We start from the raw sequence: 17697 nt of genomic DNA, 5'->3' as shown, positions 1-17697 counted from the left end.
GCGGATACTAACATGATGTTGCATTTAAGAATGGGCGCCGTAACACTCGCCACATTGATATCCGCTGGTACTGATGCGAGCGCCAACGAGAACTGGCAGTTCGAGAGTGACAAGAATGGAATCACAATTTACTCCCGAGAACATAGTGACGGTTTAGTTGAGATCCGTGCCCGGATGTTCACACCCACCAGCTATGGTGCATTTTTAACGCTACTGGAAGACAGTGACAACATCCCGAACTGGATTGACAATGCCAGTCATAGCCGGGTTTTAAATCAGATATCGGCCACCGAGAACATCGTTTACACCCAGTTTAAAGCACCATGGCCTGCCAAAAATCGGGATATGGTCACCTACTCAAAGTACTGGGTCGATGAGCTGGGATTCACGATAGAAATCAAAAGCGCACCTGACTCATATCTTGCTGAACAAAATGGTTATGTTCGAATTCGCTCGGTTGATGCGACTTGGGAGTTACAAAAACTCACAAACGATACAACACTCGTGGAATACAAGGCGTTTGCTGACCCCGGAGGTCTATTGCCAAACTGGCTGATCAACAAACTCTCAAAAGAAAGTGCATGGGCGACATTTAGTAATTTAAGAAAAGAGTTACCTGAATATCAACAATACTCTCATCCTCAAATAGATGAGTAAGCGTCGCTCTTCCCACTCGCTTTTTAATGCGGTTACATAATAACAAAAGGCGGCATATGCCGCCTTTTTCTACTCAATGTGTTACTGTTGTGCAACCGTTACAGGTTTTAGTTTGCCACCACGGTAATCAAACTCAAAACCAATACCTTGGTCTGTCACGTCCATCGTCATACCACCAACAAGCTCGCCTTTGTAAGCTTTTGACAACATCATCCGGAACCGGCTCCCCAGTGATTGACGACGCACTCTCTAACACTTCCAAAATACGCTCTGAATCAAAATCAAAGCTGAACAAGCCATTTGGAGAAAGTGATTGCCGCCATCACTTCTTTGCTTGCTTCCGCAGCACTATCACCACTGTAAAGGGTGAAATGGTTTTCGTTTAGACGAGCAAACACGTCCACCTTCACGCCAGTATGCATTTCTAATAGCTCACTGACATTAACAGGTTGGTTATCCGGTTGAATTTGCAATTGAGCAAGTTCAGGAACGAACATTTGCGCAGTTTGAATAAGCATCATTGGATCATTGGCAGAAAGAGACAACATACCATCTAGCTGGCTAAATACTTCACCATGCTGAGCATTAGTATCTACTTTGATATCAAACATTTGCAGGCTTAACCCTTTGAGGCCGTTAACCATGCCTGACCCCATGCTTACAGCGGCAGCTGGATTCTGGCCGCCCATCTCTTTGCTGCATTTGCGTCAATAAAGAGCATTGGTATTGAGGCTGAGTCAAGTCAGCCCAAATCTGACCAATCGATGGCGCTAGCGTATTAATGTCTAAACCAAGCGCCATACTAAAGAAACTCTTATCACTTTTAGACTCTGCCAATACACCACGAATCGACTTGAGCGCATCTAGAATCACTTTATTGTTGGACTCAACAACAAAAGAACCTTTAATGAACGCCTGATCGCCTTTCATCTTGTATTCTGCAAACGCGACGGACTGAGGCCCAGTTTTCTGCAACTTGAGTAAGCTCAGTATGGCAGGCTGGTGAACGCATTTCCTCAATAGTTGGTTCAGGATCTATTGCATCCAACGTGCTGATTTGACGAGCAAACATATTGCCATCTTTCGTCGTCAAACCTTTAATCACTTCGCGATGATCAAAGTAACCAAAAGAGTTGTTGTTTTCACCGTATTTGGCTTGCAACGCCTCAAGGCGTCCACTGTCAGCAATATTTTGACTTGGTGCTTCAAGCCCTAATGCCATTTTAATCGGGTTTTGAACGCCCAGGTGCGGAACATCAACCGTTAACGTAAGCACGTTATCAACCACGGCTACAACCAAGCCAATACCGTCCTGCGGGTCAATTGAATCAGTCATCTCGTAACGACGATACTCGACTTCACCAAGCTTAACCAACTCATGCTTAGCGCCGCTCATCTGCTCTTCATGATCCAGTGTTTTCCATAACGCGGCAGGGTCTTCAATATCCACTTTGTACACCGGTACCATACCAATTGTGTACAACACAGGATTAATGTTTTCCCCGGTGCCCAAATAAGCTTTTAATGTTTCTGGCGACGCAGCACTCTCTAGGTACCCATCGAATAAGTTAACTGCAAACTGCTGTTGTGGAGACAGTGGTTCATCGGCAAAAAGTTCTGCAATCGAGCCTTGATTCGCCGTACCGAATGCGTTCATGTATTTATAATGGTTAAAAGGTTCTGTCTGATACGTCACCATAAGTGAATCTGCAGGAACTTGCGTTAACAGTGAGCCTGCATCACTCGCGGTAGTATTGTTTTGGTACAGGTAGCCAGCGCCCCCTGCTGCTGCGACCACTGCTGTAGCCAATAGTAGTTTTTTCACGACCAACTCCGTTGTCATAGTTATGTGTTCCTAAACGAAATGTAACGCTTAGGTTTAAAGCCAATGAATAGTGCTTTATATCAACCGATATCATAAACAAGTTATCGATGTAATGAATGTCGGTTTGATAAATTATCCAACATTTATAAGGCAAACCGTGAAGTAAGTTGAATTGCGTGCGGATGCTATTGGCAATATTCACAATCCAATTTCTCGGATAACCGCCTTAAAAATCATAATATTCAGTTAAATGAAGCGATTTGGAGTAATTACGACCAAAATCAGCAGAATATTAAATCTTTATTGAGTCTTTTATCTAATATCTGAAAAACGCCTCACGACCTGACACTTCTTTCCAATTTGCCTCTGGCGGTCCCTACTCGTTTTCCTTACATTCCTACTAACTCAGTGACGAGACGTATACTAAATACGAGCAATAGAAGACGATGAAAGACCAGTTGACGATCTCTATATCAACTATCAATGGCTCAAGACATTGGTACTTCAGTAAAAGGATGCAACGCAACATAAAAACGTTTTTCGTTTTTTTTGTTGTTGCTCTGGCCGCGACCGTAATCTTAATTCATCACTTGTACACTCGCGTTGATAATGCAGCGTTAAAACAAGCTGAATTGACAGAGCATTCACGCACCATGGGTGAAGAACTCAGCACACTGAAAACACTTAAATCAGAGCTAGAAAATGACCTTTCAGAACGTGAAGAACGGGTACAACTTGTTTCGGAACGTTTGGGTGAATTAGAGAAAGTGCTTGGGGTTGGAGAACATACCTCGACAAATAACTTGGATGCTAGGCTCGATGCAGCGGCGATAACCTCAAACGTTCGCATGGTGTTATTAAACCAAATACCAAGTGGCTCTCCAGTCGGCAACGTACGGCTATCTTCCGGATTTGGTAAGCGTATCCATCCGGTGACAAAAAGTTGCCAAGATGCATCGTGGGCTCGATTTTGCCGTAAATATCGGCACCAAAATTTATGCCCCTGCCGATGGGGTAGTGGAAGTCACCCGCCGCAGTAATAAAGGCTCTGGTAACTTCCTCAGGCTGCAACATTCTTTCGGTTTTTCGAGTTCTTATTCGCACTTGAAAGCGTTCAAAGTAAAAAGTGGTCAGTTCGTCAAAAAAGGGCAGCTGATTGCAATTTCCGGCAACAGTGGGCTCTCTTCTGGCCCTCACCTGCATTACGAGGTGCGATTTGTTGGGCGAGCACTGAATCCGAAACCATTTGTCGATTGGAGCCTTAATGATTTCGAAGACATTTTTACTAAGGAGCGAAGAATACGATGGGAATCTTTAATCAAAACAGTGGAACAACGAGTAGCTCAGCAGCTTCAACTCTCATCGCCAAAGGCTGTTCTCTTAGCGGAGAACTCAAAGTAGAAAACGATGTCCAGATTGATGGCATCGTCGATGGTCAAATTAACGTGGAAGGCACTCTCGTTGTCGCAGAAAGCGGGCGAGTAAACGGTGAAATTTACGCTAAACAGCTGATCATTAACGGCATGATGGACGGAAACTGTCACGCAGAACACATTCAAGTACTTGCCAAGGGACGCGTAAGCGGTAGGATCTGGAGCAATAACCTCAGCATTGAACCTGGTGGCAAATTCTTTGGTGAAGCAGCCGAATTACCTGAAAAGGAAGTGGTAACGTTAAAGGGTAAGGCTCAAGACAGTGCGAACACAAAAGAAAACAACACCAACAATGAAAAGCGACTTGCGCGTAAATCAGCATAAAACGCTCTGATTAAAGTGCTTAAAAAAGACGGCTTTCACGCCGTCTTTTTTATTACTATTGCCACGATTTTCGTCAGAAACTACGTGATTATTCGGCCGGATTTAAAACCATCACCGAGCGTTTTGCTTGTGGACCAAAAGCTGATTTTGCATGCGCTTTCACTTCATTTAACGTCACACTTTTAGCCACTTTCTCAACGTCAAGTAACACATCGACGCCGTAATCATGCACCAAATAACGAGTATATGCCCATGATCTCTGTGCTGGGTTGTCATCCAATCCTTGCATCGCGACTGCCAATTGTTTCGCGGCCGTATCCACTTCTTTTTGGGTAATATTTGACGCTAAATCATCAAACACTTTGCCCAGTTTACTCTCTAAAAGTGCCACGTCTTCGGGCTCGACTTGAGACTCCAAGAGCCAATCAGAGATGGGTTCGCGATCTTGTGTCATGGTGTAAATGCTCGGGCTGTAATCAAGGCTAGACTCTTCTCGCACAATATCCAAAACACGTGCATTACTAATACGTTGCAAAATATCTTCGATAACCGTGTCTCTTGCCGTACGTTGGTAATCGCTCGTATTAGTCAAACGCATTACATACAACGATGAAGGTTCATGCCCATCCGCAACCACAGTTCGCTCCGGCACTTCCGGGTTAAACGCAACGTGATAATCAATCGAACGACTCGGTTTCATTTCGATAGAGGCCACATACTTACGCAAAAGTGGTGTAATTTCTTCCGGCTCTACGTTTGCAACAATAACCATCTTAAAGCCATCATTGGTTTTGAAAAGTTGCTCATGCACCGCTAGTATCTGCTCGGAAGTCACTTGTTCAACATCATCACTGGACACTATACGATGACGACTCCCCGGCAAATAAGAATTGCCGTTTGCTTTTTGAATCAGTTTTCCCATCGGTGATTCAAAAAAAGCGCCGCTCTGCTGTTTAAACTCTTGCTTCGCTGCCGCCATCTGGCGCTCGTCGACTTTAATCTCCGTCGCTAGGTTGTATAGTCCATTCAAAGCATCAGTTAGGTGCGTATTTGGCGCCGTAATTTGCGCTCCGTGACTGGTCGCATCAAGCATCGCGCCAAGCGCAATGTTGTTTTTGCGTAAGTAGCTATCTAGCTCTGAACCAGAAAATGCCCCTAACCCACTGCGTATTGCCGTTGTTGCTGCGATTTCATAAGCGGCATACAACGTCGGATCAACAGCGGCTTTACCACCTTGACTCGCATAATAAATATACGCTCGACCACCCGCTTTAGTATCTTTTTGGAACCACACTTCGACACCGTTTGATAGCGTATAGACTTGAAAACCATCCGCTTCCTGACGCATGCTCGTGATGCTGCCTTCCTGGGTAGGCTTTAAGAATCCATCCACTTTGTCATACATCTCTAACGGTTTTTCGCCAGTTTGAAGATAGGCACTGTTTAGAGCGGCAAATACACCATTGAACTGTTCTGACGTTTCGCTTTTCCCCAAACCAATAAAAAAGCTTGGCTGCTGAGATAACAAAGCCGTCAATTGTGTGTTAATGCTCTCTAAATTCTCGTTGTTGATGAATTCTGCCAAACTCTGGGCATAATTCTCTTTTGATTGGCTGACACTGTCTTGTCCAATTTGAAAAACACGTGCTTCTGCGTAACTGTTTGGCTTACGCTGACTCCAATCTGAATCAATATTTGCAAGTTCACCTTGCCAATTTGACATAACGCTATCTAACTCGGATTGAGTCGCACCATAATCTCTTAACGACGCCAAGGTACGAATGAAAGTCTGGTGCATTTGTTCGCGGCGATCTGGTGCAAACGAAATCCCTACCGACATCATACGCTGATAGTTAGAGTAATAGGGCTCTGCATAAGCGTATTGAAAAGGTTCAGCGGCATCACTGAGTACACGGATCAAACGCTGTTGAATGAGTTGTGTTGCGACTTCATCACGCCACACTTCATGTTGTTGCTCAATCGTCGCGCTGCCACTTAGACCACGCTCAATCACTAAATGAAGACTTGGTGATTCCATCGTGTTACTTGGCAAGATTCTGTTTTCGTTGTTCACTCGAATATCACGGCGCTTCTCTATTACCGTATCCGAGGTACTTTCCCAGTTCGAGAACTTGCTTTTGATAATCTTGGACAGTGAATCTACGTCGATATTACCAGTCACAATCAACTCGGCATTTTGTGGCTGGTACCACTTGTCGTAAAACGCCTTTAACTTACTCGAGGAAGCGTTTTGAATCGCTTCGCGAGTACCAATTGGGTCATGTTCACCATACATAGTGCCTTCAATCGAGGCTTGGTAAGCATGCATAGAAAAGGACTTATCATCTGGATTAGCACGTCGCCATTCCCCAAGAATCACCCCTTTTTCTTTCTCTACTTGCTCAGGAGCAAACTCAAGTCCGTTACCGATATCTCTCATCCACTTCAGGGCATCTTCTAGCTTCGTATTATTCGCAAGGTCAAGTTGGTAAGACGTTTGCTGATAACTGGTAAAAGCGTTGATATCAGCGCCAAAGCTACCACCAGATTGCTCGAAAAGTTTGACAACGTCGTTACCGGTAAAATGCTCACTACCATTAAACGCCATATGCTCAACAAAGTGAGCGTAACCCTTTTGAGAAGATGTTTCTTGGAATGAGCCGATATTCATCACCAAACGGACCGAAACTTCTTGGTCTTCTGTTGGATAAAGATGGTATTTCATACCGTTCGATAACTGGTCCACGTGCCAGTTGGCGTCAGGTTGAATCGGCGTCGACTGTTGTATCAGAGCACACCCTGACACTAATAACGCGGGGACTAACAATATACTGCGCATAACGATTGCCCATAACAATGATTAAGCTAATCAATATATATCCGGTGCTATAACCTTCACATTTTTAATGGATTATCAGACACACAAATGTGATAAATATCACCATTTATTGAAATCAATTCTCATTTACAAAAATCGACAAATCCTTACTTTACAAATACATAAATAATATCGTCCCAAATCCTTTTGCTTATTTGATGTAAAACTCAAATTCGCGACATGGAGTCAGTATTTATTTTGAGCAATAAAATATAATTATTGAACAGATTCGAATCTGACTTTCTGCTGCATATTCAACAGCGCAGAGAGCACTGATGAGAATAAAAACACAACAACTATTATTCAAAGATCTATTATTCGCTTTATGTTCAAAAATCTATCATTAAAAAACAAACTGGCAATCTCTGCCAGTGCCGCCATCATTCTAGGGGGAGTGCTGGTAGAGGGGCTGTCTTTTCGAGATTCATTAAACAGGCTCGATGTCGAAGTCGCACAGCGACTAGAAAGCACTAGCGCATCTTACAATCAATACGTAAAGGACTGGCTACTCTCTAAAGAGCGGGCACTAACTTCACTCTCTTCTGATTCAGAGAAACGTTCTCTGGTTACGCATTTGAAACAAGTCCGAGACTCTGGCGCGTTCGATAACGTTTTCCTCGCTTACCCGGACGGGTCACAAGACAACGCTAATGGGGTGGTTTTGCCACCAGGTAATAACGATCCTCGTAAGTGGGGTTGGTATACCAATGCAATCGCCAACCCATCGAAAGTCTTTATGGATAACCCAACCGTCGCAGCAGCCACGGGGGCTAACGTCGTGTCGCTCGGTAAAGCCTTGCAATTGCATGGTCAAACCGTCGTTCTGGGTGCTGACGTAGAGATCGGTGATATCCTGAACAGTCTGAACCAAGTGATCCTACCGGGTGCAGGTTATATGTTTATTGCCAATGAACAGGGCAATATTTTCACTCATAACAACGGTAAACTGCTGAATCAACCGGTTAGCAAGCTAGGCCTCAACAGCAACGACATTACGTCTGCCGCACGTTCAGGTACAGAGCGTCGCGTCTCTATTAACGGCACCGAATATGTGATTTACGCGCGCCACATAGAGGGTACCCAGCTCACAACAGTGACGGTGTTAGATCAAAACTCGTTGGTTGCCCCACTCTACGATGCTGTTTGGGATCAGATCATCGCAACCACCATCGTCGTCGTTATCTGTGTAGCTTTGTTTAATCTGCTATGTAACATCTTGTTCCGTCCGCTCTACAACGTTTCGAATGCGCTTGCACAAATCGCAAACGGTAGCGGCGACCTAACTCAACGCATCAAAGTAGAAAACCGTGACGAAGTTGGTGAGCTGGCTGAAAACTTCAACCAGTTCGTTGAAAGTTTGCAGCAACTTATTGGTCACATTCGTCACCAAGCGGAAGAACTGAGCCAACAATCGGAGCTGAGCACGACTCGCGCGAATCAATCGGTTTCCGATCTGAACCATCAGCAACAAGAAATCACTATGGTGGCGACCGCTGTGACTGAAATGGCATCGGCAACGCAAGAGATTGCAGCACATGCAGAGCAGACGGCTAAAGCCGCTCAAGACTCTTCAGCAAGCACACAAAATGGTCATGAGTTAGTGATCAACTCCAAGTCATCCATCAACAATTTGTCTTCTGAAGTCAACCAAGCGAGCGTTGTCATCGGCGAGCTCAACCAGCACGCGCAAGACATCTCAACCGTACTATCAACGATTCGAGACATCGCAGAACAAACCAACTTACTGGCTCTGAATGCGGCGATTGAAGCGGCGCGTGCAGGTGAACAAGGTCGCGGTTTTGCCGTTGTTGCAGACGAGGTTCGCGTGCTATCACAACGCACACACACCTCAACCGAAGAGATTCGCTCGACGATCGAGACTTTGCAGCAAACCACACAACGCGCTGTGACCATCATGGATACAAGCTCTCAGCTCGCGCAAGGTTCGGTGGAAGATGCAGATCGCGCAGCACTGGCTCTGGATGAAATCAACGCGGCCGTTGCGCTGATCAGCGATATGGCAACGCAAATCGCGACCGCCGCCGAAGAGCAAACGCACGTAACCAATGAAATCACGCAAAACGTCACGTCCATTAAAGATGTGACCGATCACTTGGTAGTTGGTGCCGAAGAATCGATGAATCAATCTGCTGAGCTGAAATCGCAAGCTGAGGATCTCAACTCGAAAGTGGCGACGTTTAAACTGGCTTAAACGCCACATTAAGGACGCTCTTAAAAACAACAAACCCCGCTAGCAACTTTGTTACTAGCGGGGTTTGTTTTTATGGATCGACGTTTTTATTGCAGATAGCTTTCCAAAGACGTAAACCTACACCGCCACACACATCGGCGTGCCTGAGATTGGGTCATTAAATACTCTCGCTTGTAAATCAAACACCGATGACAACATGCCTTCTGTCATTACCTCTTGCGGTGTTCCCTGCGTGACTAACTGACCTTTTTCCAACACCACCAAATGATCGCAGTAACGGCACGCTTGGTTTAGATCGTGCAGCACTACGACCACTGTTTTGCCTTTGTCGTTCATCTGCCTCATGAGTTTCATCAGCTCAACTTGGTGAGAGAGATCCAAGTAAGTGGTTGGCTCATCAAGCATCACTACGTCGGTATCTTGCGCCATTACCATCGCAATCCACGCCCTTTGCCTTTGACCGCCAGACAGCGATTCAACTGGCTTGTCAGCAAACTCAATCACGCCAGTATCTTGCATTGCTTGCTCGACTAAGGTCTTGTCTTGTTGACTTAACCGGCCCCAATGAGAGAGATAAGGCGAGCGGCCATATTCGACCAGTTTTCTGACGGTAATACCTTCAGGACTGACAAGAATCTGCGGCAGCAAAGACAACGAACGCGCCAAGCGTTTATCACCGTAGCTGCTTAGTGGTTTGTCGTCATACAACACTTGGCCAGAAGCGGGTTTATTGATGCGTACCAAGGTTTTTAATAGTGTCGATTTACCGCAACCATTTGGACCAACTAGTGCGGTAATTTTACCTTGAGGAATCGACAAAGAGAGATCTGGAATGATGGTCTGTTTGCCGTACGCGACGGATAAGTTCTGCGTTCGTAACATGCTTACCAACCTCTATAACGATACAAAAGAAAAATGAAATATGGTGCGCCAATAACAGATGTCAGCACTCCCGCTGGTAGCTCAATTGGTGGCTGTAAGCCTCTCGCTAAACCATCGGCGCAAATCACCAACAAAGCGCCAAGGGTTGCAGCGGCTGGAATCAACAACTTGTGGTTGTGGCCAAACAGCAAACGCGCAAGATGCGGCGCAAGCAGGCCAACAAAGCTGATCGTGCCTGCCACAGACACACTGATACTCGCCAATAGCACGGCAGCAATCAACGCAATAATTTGGATCTGTCTTGGTTTCGTGCCAAGTGTAGTGGCGCTTTCTTCTCCCAGTCCCATAACATCTAGCCGCCAAGCCAGCCAAAACGCCAATGGTAGTAGCAGCAATAAAGCACTCCAAATAAACGGCACTTGTTGCCAGTTTCGTCCCCACAAACTGCCGGTTAGCCATACCATCGCCGTGTTGATTTCAATAGGGTGCACAATCAGAAGAAAATCGATACCGCTAGCTAAAAATGCGCTGACAGCAACACCAATCAGCGCCAAACGTGCTGGTGTTGGTTTCGACCAGTAAGCCAGCACAGCAATAAAGCCAGCAGCAAGCAAGCCTCCCGCCATGGCGACCATCGGCAACATTGCCACTGGCGCATTCGGATACAGCACCAAACAAGCGGTAGCCGCCAGTCCTGCTCCGGCGCTTATCCCCATTAAATCTGGTGAGGCAAGTGGATTACGGATGACGCCTTGAACTAAAACGCCTGACAGCCCCAACCCAGCGCCCACGCCAATGGCGAGCAACATTCTCGGTAATCGATATTGGTGAATCACAAAGTCCGAGTCAGAGAAAGAAAACAGTAATGCAAAAACCTGTTGAGCCGACATGTTCGCCGCACCAACAAACAGCGTGAGAGAAGACGCAATCAGCAACAATCCAACTAATGCAAACAGTTTGGTTTGATTCATCATGATGATTTCCTCATTGCAATCGCGATAAAGCAAGGTGTGCCCAACAGCGCGGTAATCACGCCCACTGGCGTTTCAGCCGGAAAAGCAATCGCTCGTGATAAAGCATCTGACCACGTCACCAATGCCGCGCCACACAAGGCGGAAACCGGAATGAGAATGTGATAGTTGTGACCAACAATCGGGCGTACCAAGTGCGGCACTAACAACCCGACAAAGCCAATTGGCCCAGCAATCGCTACGCTAGTTCCTGCCAACAGCACAACCGCTAAACCACTGATAAATCGCGTAAGACGAATGTTACCACCTAGCCCAACAGCAACTTCGTCCCCCAACGCGAGTAAATTTAAGTTTCGCGCTAAGCCCATGGCGAGCACCAAACCTAAAGTCGCAAAAGGCCACAGTTGCTGCCACTGTTCAGAATCTACCGCGGAGAGTGAACCCGTTAACCAATGCAACACGCTGTAAGCCATGTCATCCGCCAAAATTACCGACGCACGAGTTAACCCTATCAGCAGTGCACTGATGGCAATGCCCGCTAGCACTAAACGCAATGGGTGAGAACGCGCGGAAAAAAAACCGCCCAACAACATGACCGCACCACCACTTAGTAGCGCGCCGAGTACTGCGTTGATGATTGAGTTCAATTGACTAAAGAATGGTACGCCGATGGACGCCAAGGCCATAAAACAAGCCGCACCAGCATTAATGCCGAGAATGGATGGCGACGCCAAAGGGTTACGAGTTAATCCTTGCATCAGCACTCCGGATACCGCAAGCGAAGCGCCAATTAATAACCCAGCATAGGCACGAGGCGCACGCAGCGTCGCGAGGATTTGATGCAGCATATTGCCCTCATCAAACGCAAACCAATAGCTTGTCAGATCATTAACGCTCAAAGAAAAGTTGGACCAGCCAATCATTGAGGCTGCATAGCCTGAGAGCGTACACAACGCCATAGCACAGACAAACAAGCTCGCTGTCCAATGCGATTTGCTAACCGAAGACGCGCTTTCCGAGCTTATCGCCGCACTCATGAGCGCTCCAATAACGCTTCAAGATTGCGGGCAATTTCTTCCGCAGCCAACATGCCGCGATTTAACGACCACAGTTCAGGAGAAACCTCAACAAGTTGCTGTTTTTTCGCAGCAGTTAGCAACTTAAACAATGGATTTTTGCGCCACTCATCCACAATATTTGGTTGAGAGTAAAGTCCAACTAACAACCAATCAGGGTTGGTTTTTAGTAAAAGTTCGAAACTGGTTGGGATATACGCTTTTTGCTCAGATGGAGCCAGCGGGCTTTGGATGCCCAGCATACTCAAAACGCCCCCAGCGTAAGAAACCGGGCTATGCAACCACATCCCTTTGTCAGAAACCACACCAAACTGAATGGTTTCTTGTGTTGCAAAATGCTGTTTGAACTCCGCCATTGTCTGTTTGTGCTGCTCAATTCGTTGTGTCATTTTCGCTTGTTTGCCAATTGCCACGCCGATTTTGTGTGCGGATTCGAGATTTTCTTGATATGTCTCACCACGGCTTTTTAACAGCAAAGTTGGCGCAATTCGCTGCAAATCTTGATAAATCGCGCGATGACGTTCTGCATCAGCAATGATCAAATCCGGCTTGAGCACCGCAATCGCCTCTAAACTCGGTTGCGAGCGCATGCCGACCGATTGCCAAGGACCAACCTTGGCACGAACAGCAGGAATGACTCGTGTGGCATCGTTGTCATCGGCGACGCCTACAGGTGAGACATCGACTGCCGCTAATGCATCGACAAACGAAAATTCTAAAACCACAATACGTTGAGGTATCGCTTCTAGCTCAAAAGTGCCTTGCTCATCTTGCACGCTGCGCGCCTGAGAAAATGCGCTAAATGACATCAAAGCTGAGCTCAACAGCATCAGCAAAACTGTTGAAAAGTGTTTGATCGTAAATTGTTTTTTATTTTTCATCTTGCTTTTTTCCAGTGCTAAGAGTTTTCCATTACCTAAGATCGGCAAAGTCGCCAAGGTAAATTGGCGACTTTTCTTTTCAAACTCGGTGAACGAAACGCTTAAAACTGATAGTTCAGATCCAGTGTGTAAGAGCGTCCCGGAGCTGGGTACCGACCAACTGGGCTTGTATCAATCCCGCGGAAGTAATACTCCTCGTCAAACAAGTTGTTCACCGCAACATTCATGCGTAACTTGCCTTTGTCGTCTTTGTATAAATCCGTCCCCAAGTTGAAGTTCCACACCATGTAAGATGGTACTTTACCCGTTGCGCCAGTTGCATCTTCGGCACTGGTGTTGGCGTTATCGGTATACGAATCACTAAAGTAGAAGCCCGATAGCGTGGTGTCCATGCCGTAAAATGCGTAGGTTGCATCCCAACCAAGCTGATGCTTAGAGGTGTAAGGCAGTTGATTACCTTTATTCGCGCCTTCTTCTTCAAGCGTAGCGTCTAGATAGTTGTAGCTTGCGCCTAAACTCAGTGCAGGTAGTGCTTCAGGCACGTAACGAGCAGAAAGCTCTATGCCTTGGTGAAGTGTTTTTCCGATGTTATCGAAGGTCTGCGTTGAGCTTTGCCATTGCAATTGATCTTCAAAGTCGATGCGATAAAGTGCAGCGTTAAAGCTGGTCGCATCTTGGGTGTAACGCGCGCCGACTTCGTAGTTCCAAGCCAGTTCGCTACCTTCTTCACCCAAACCTCGGATGTAGGCAATTTGTGGCGCACGAAGTGATTTTTGCGCGTTCGCATACGTCACCCACTGGTCAGTTAAGTTGTATGCCACCGTCAAACCTGGCAACCATTCCGTCACGGTGTTGTCTGCCGTTTGTTTTTTACCACGATCGGTAAACGTCATTCGAACCGACTCAACACGCAACCCAGGCGTTACCTTCAATGTATCATTGAACAAACCAATTTCGTTGCTAACGTATCCAGCAAACGCGTCCGTATCTAGATGCCAATCACGCGGAACGCTGGTTGCACCACCGGCGATTGGAGTCTGAGTGAGTTTGTAGTCAATGTCTTCATTAACATAACGGGTACCCACGATCCAGTTTTGAGTAACGGATTTACCTTCGCCAAAGTACATCGCCATTTTTGGCTCTATACCATACACGGTAAATTCACGTGGAGAGGTACGAACGTCCGTCGCTGGCAGAGCCGGATCCGCCCAATGGCCACCCGCGCTGTTAAAGCCCCACTTGAAAAGACGCTCTGACTTATGGCCAAACGTTAGCACTTCTAGCTCGGCACTGTCGGCAAATGGCAAATCGTGGATGTACTTAACACTCCAGCGCGTCGACTTACCTTCATAATCATCGTAAGGACGTTTCGATTGGTGACGATCTTGCTCGTAATCTTGTGGCGAAAGTGCGCCCGGCATTTGCGTTTCAGCATCGTAACGTTGCAGGAATGCTTGAATCTCTTGAGTGTCACTCAGTAGCCACTGTGCTTTGGCTTGGAAGTTCTTCACGTCCGTATCGGAATGTTCACGGAAGCTTTCACCTTTTAGGAAGTTACCTTCCAACTGTAGTGCAAATGTGTCGCTTAACCAGCCGCCCGTGCGTAGGTAAAAATCATTCAGCGGCGCATCACCGCCATCAAACACGGTAAGGCGGTTACTGATTTCAGTTTGCCACGTGTGTGGAATCGGTTTGGTCACTAAGTTGATCACACCACCGACGTTGTTTGGGCCGTACTGTACTGCGGCACCACCGCGTACAATGTCAATACGATCAAGCATCGACAGTGTTGCTGGGAAGATAGACTGACCAGTGTGACCATATGGCGCAAGTGTTAGCGGTACACCATCCATCAAGAACTGAGCATGACCACTACGGCTTGCTTTCAAACCACGTACGGAAATGTTAGGCAATACGCCCGTTCCGCTTTCATCCTGAACTTTAATACCCGGCACGCGCTGTAGCGCGTTATCAATCGAGCCTGCGGCGGTTTTCTCGATTTGATCGCGGGTAATGACGGTACGAGCACCTGGGTACTCTTTGACGTCTTCAATTTCAGATTTACCAATCACGCTACCAGTGACAACGACGGTTTCCATCGTGGTAGTTTGTTCTTTTTTAGCAGGAGCAGCAACCGCGCTCATGGATGTGGCAGAAGCGATTGCAATCGCAAGCACACTGTAAGTGGTAGACAAACCAGCACGTACACGCACTTTACCATCCAAATTCTGGTAAGACATTAAGATCTCCTTTGCGAGAAATTGAGCCTCGGGCAGAATACATCCCGTAGGCTCTAGGGGCTAAACATCCTCAATATGAGGCAAAAATCGGCTAACAGGCGCTAACTACGCACAAAAAGCCTAGAACTGATATCCGTAGCTGAGCATGAACTCGGCTGGTGCGCCGTAGCCAATCTGGTTTAAGCCAGACGTGCCGTTTGTTGCGCCAAGAATGTATTTCTCATCCAAAATGTTGTAAGCGTTCGCTTGGATTTTGTGACGACCAGTGGTGTACGCCGCCATCAAATCCACCGTTGTGTAATCGCCAAGTGCGACGGCTTCGTCGTTACCTGCGTAACGGTCGCCCACGTACTTCACACCACCGCCTAAACGCCAGTTGTCATCCAATTGGTAAGTGCTCCAAAGAGAGAACAAGTGGTCTGATACATCGTTAGGCTTTTTGCCTGTGGCTTTGTCTTCCGCATCTAAGTAGCTGTAACCAACAGAGATGTCCCACTGTTTGGTGATTTGGCCGCGAGCCTCTAATTCAATGCCTTGGTGACGCACTTCAATTTTATCGATCACATCGCCGTCCACGTTAGTTTGTGGTTGCTCTTGATCAATCTGGAACAGTGCCGCATTCAACATTAATGCGTTATCCAAAAGGTACGCTTTCGCACCCACCTCTTTTAAGTCGGTGTGGAAGAATTCCGCCAATTTTGGATTGATGTAGATACCAGCGTACGGTAACTGCCAAGAGCGCGCTAAACTGGCGTATACGGATGTGTCGGAATTGATGCGGTATACCAAACCAGCACGGTAGCTGACTTTGTCATCATCCAACTTTTCCTTATCTGAGCCCGCTTTTTGTTGTTCGAGCTCCATCGAGTCGTAACGCACGTTACCGATCAAAGAAAGGTCGCCCCACGTATAGACGTCTTGCACATACAAACCTGTCGTGGTGGTGGTATTGTCACGAAATGGCTTAAAGCCCGGATCAGGCGTTGGACCAACGACTGGGTCGTATATATTTTGCGGAGGAAGCGTTTTGTCACTTGCCAACGTTAGGTCGATATCGATCTGGTTGAAATCTGCACCCACCATCAATTGATTGTCCCTGGTTTCCCAAACCAACTCAGATTGTAAAGTGGTCGTAGTACGTGGATCGTAACCAAAGTTGTTGACGGTTTGAGACACTTCATTACCCGTCACTTTGCCCTGACGCGTGCCTTTTTGCTCAAGTTCGATATGGTTGAACGCCGCTCGGTTGTTCCATACCCATTGATCATTCAGACGCCATTCGTAATCCACCGCAATACGGAGACTGTCTGACTCCTGATAGTCGTTTGTACCGCCAAAGTAAGTGCTTACTGGCAAATCAACTGGCTTGCCATTTTTTGATGGCACACCACGATACGGCACTAGTTCTTGATGGGCGTATTCCACGTCAATATCAATGGTGTGACCTTCCGCTGGTAACACACGAATGGTCGGTGCAATGAAGAAATCGTTTGAATCAACATGATCAACGTACGAGTCGGCTTGACGGTATTCCAAGTTAATACGCCCGTTGACCTTATCTGTAAACGCCATTGAGCTGTCGACCTGACCAACATATTGGTTGTTGCTGCCTACACTACCGTTTACGTGAGTAAAATTCTCACCGTTAGCGCGTTTCGTCACCAAGTTGATGATGCCCCCAGCCGAACCACGGCCATACAAAGCACCCGCAGGGCCTTTCACAATTTCAACGCGTTCAACGTTCGCTAAGCTGCGGTAAGACTGCAACGTACCGTCATCTCGCAAGCCATCACGGTACATATCGTTGAGTGAATCAAAACCACGGATCATGAACTGATCGCGGCTGCCTTCGCCCAAGGTGTTATTGACCCCGGCTACCCCATCTAGCGCATCCACTAAACGCACCGCGCCTCGGTCTTGCATTTCTGTTTTCGTTACTACGGATACCGCTTGTGGCACATCAAGCCATTCCACATCGGTTTTGGTGCCTGATTGAGGCATGTGTTCAGCATAACCTTCGTACTGATGACCGAAGACTTGAATCGTTTCAGTTGCTGATGGGGTTGAGTTCGTCTCTTCTGAAGCCACTGCGCTTGGTGCTACTAATGAAGAACCAATCGCGACCGCCAAGGGGGTCAGGGTCAATAATTTATTCATTCCATAATTCCGTTTAGTTGTTATAAAGCCAACGGATGGAAATAAGAACAAATATTATTTCTATTTGCAATATTAATTTTATGCTCTATATTTATTTACCCTAAAAACACAACTAACAACAAAAAAAACCAAATATCATAACAATAAATACTAAAACTTCT

Annotated in this window: 10 protein-coding genes and 2 pseudogenes; 4 read left to right on the top strand and 8 right to left on the bottom strand. The window is 46.6% G+C overall.

Annotation, left to right across the window (positions count from 1 at the left end):
• The first annotated feature begins 12 nt into the window (after nucleotides 1-12).
• Nucleotides 13-657 (top strand): START domain-containing protein, encoded by a 645-nt coding sequence (locus tag J4N40_RS22850; RefSeq protein ID WP_132936234.1) that lies wholly within the window; start codon nucleotides 13-15, stop codon nucleotides 655-657.
• 81 nt (nucleotides 658-738) lie between these two features.
• Here the strand turns inward: J4N40_RS22850 and J4N40_RS22845 are convergent.
• A pseudogene (locus J4N40_RS22845) lies at nucleotides 739-2500 on the bottom strand (hypothetical protein).
• A gap of 428 nt (nucleotides 2501-2928) precedes the next feature.
• Here J4N40_RS22845 and J4N40_RS22840 point away from each other — a divergent pair.
• Nucleotides 2929-3883: pseudogene (locus J4N40_RS22840) on the top strand (M23 family metallopeptidase).
• Nucleotides 3787-4239: a bactofilin family protein gene (locus tag J4N40_RS22835; RefSeq protein ID WP_080659230.1), complete on the top strand. Its 453-nt coding sequence runs from the start codon at nucleotides 3787-3789 to the stop codon at nucleotides 4237-4239. Before J4N40_RS22840 ends, J4N40_RS22835 begins: the two are co-directional and overlap by 97 nt.
• Nucleotides 4240-4327: 88 nt before the next feature.
• On the opposite strand, the gene J4N40_RS22830 is transcribed toward J4N40_RS22835, so the two are convergent.
• The gene (locus tag J4N40_RS22830) at nucleotides 4328-7078 is read right to left on the bottom strand and encodes a M16 family metallopeptidase (protein WP_250654538.1); all 2751 of its coding nucleotides are present in this window, start codon (nucleotides 7076-7078) and stop codon (nucleotides 4328-4330) included.
• 364 nt (nucleotides 7079-7442) lie between these two features.
• Between J4N40_RS22830 and J4N40_RS22825 the strand changes: the two genes are divergently transcribed.
• Nucleotides 7443-9329: a methyl-accepting chemotaxis protein gene (locus tag J4N40_RS22825; RefSeq protein WP_132936231.1), complete on the top strand. Its 1887-nt coding sequence runs from the start codon at nucleotides 7443-7445 to the stop codon at nucleotides 9327-9329.
• A gap of 117 nt (nucleotides 9330-9446) precedes the next feature.
• On the opposite strand, the gene fecE is transcribed toward J4N40_RS22825, so the two are convergent.
• The 6 genes from fecE to J4N40_RS22795 all read right to left on the bottom strand — a co-directional run bounded on the left by fecE (nucleotide 9447) and on the right by J4N40_RS22795 (nucleotide 17536).
• Nucleotides 9447-10211: a Fe(3+) dicitrate ABC transporter ATP-binding protein FecE gene (gene fecE, locus J4N40_RS22820; RefSeq protein ID WP_017634499.1), complete on the bottom strand. Its 765-nt coding sequence runs from the start codon at nucleotides 10209-10211 to the stop codon at nucleotides 9447-9449.
• A gap of 2 nt (nucleotides 10212-10213) precedes the next feature.
• Nucleotides 10214-11185: a FecCD family ABC transporter permease gene (locus tag J4N40_RS22815; protein ID WP_047102431.1), complete on the bottom strand. Its 972-nt coding sequence runs from the start codon at nucleotides 11183-11185 to the stop codon at nucleotides 10214-10216.
• On the bottom strand, nucleotides 11182-12141 hold the full coding sequence (locus tag J4N40_RS22810) for a FecCD family ABC transporter permease (RefSeq protein ID WP_250654690.1): 960 nt from the start codon (nucleotides 12139-12141) through the stop codon (nucleotides 11182-11184). The genes J4N40_RS22815 and J4N40_RS22810 overlap by 4 nt, the downstream gene beginning before the upstream one ends.
• 74 nt (nucleotides 12142-12215) lie before the next feature.
• Nucleotides 12216-13139 carry a Fe(3+) dicitrate ABC transporter substrate-binding protein FecB gene (locus tag J4N40_RS22805; protein ID WP_025768676.1) on the bottom strand — a complete coding sequence of 308 codons (924 nt, stop codon included), beginning with the start codon at nucleotides 13137-13139 and terminating at the stop codon, nucleotides 12216-12218.
• A 101-nt stretch (nucleotides 13140-13240) separates the two neighbouring features.
• Nucleotides 13241-15379 (bottom strand): TonB-dependent siderophore vibrioferrin receptor PvuA, encoded by a 2139-nt coding sequence (pvuA, locus tag J4N40_RS22800; protein WP_054576556.1) that lies wholly within the window; start codon nucleotides 15377-15379, stop codon nucleotides 13241-13243.
• A 120-nt stretch (nucleotides 15380-15499) separates the two neighbouring features.
• Nucleotides 15500-17536: a TonB-dependent receptor gene (locus tag J4N40_RS22795; protein ID WP_005383467.1), complete on the bottom strand. Its 2037-nt coding sequence runs from the start codon at nucleotides 17534-17536 to the stop codon at nucleotides 15500-15502.
• Nucleotides 17537-17697: the final 161 nt, after the last annotated feature.

Source organism: Vibrio sp. SCSIO 43097 (assembly GCF_023650755.1).
Classification (GTDB): Bacteria; Pseudomonadota; Gammaproteobacteria; order Enterobacterales; family Vibrionaceae; genus Vibrio; species Vibrio alginolyticus.
The sequence above is the reverse complement of the archived record's forward strand: the minus strand, read 5'-3'. Positions and strand labels throughout refer to the sequence as shown.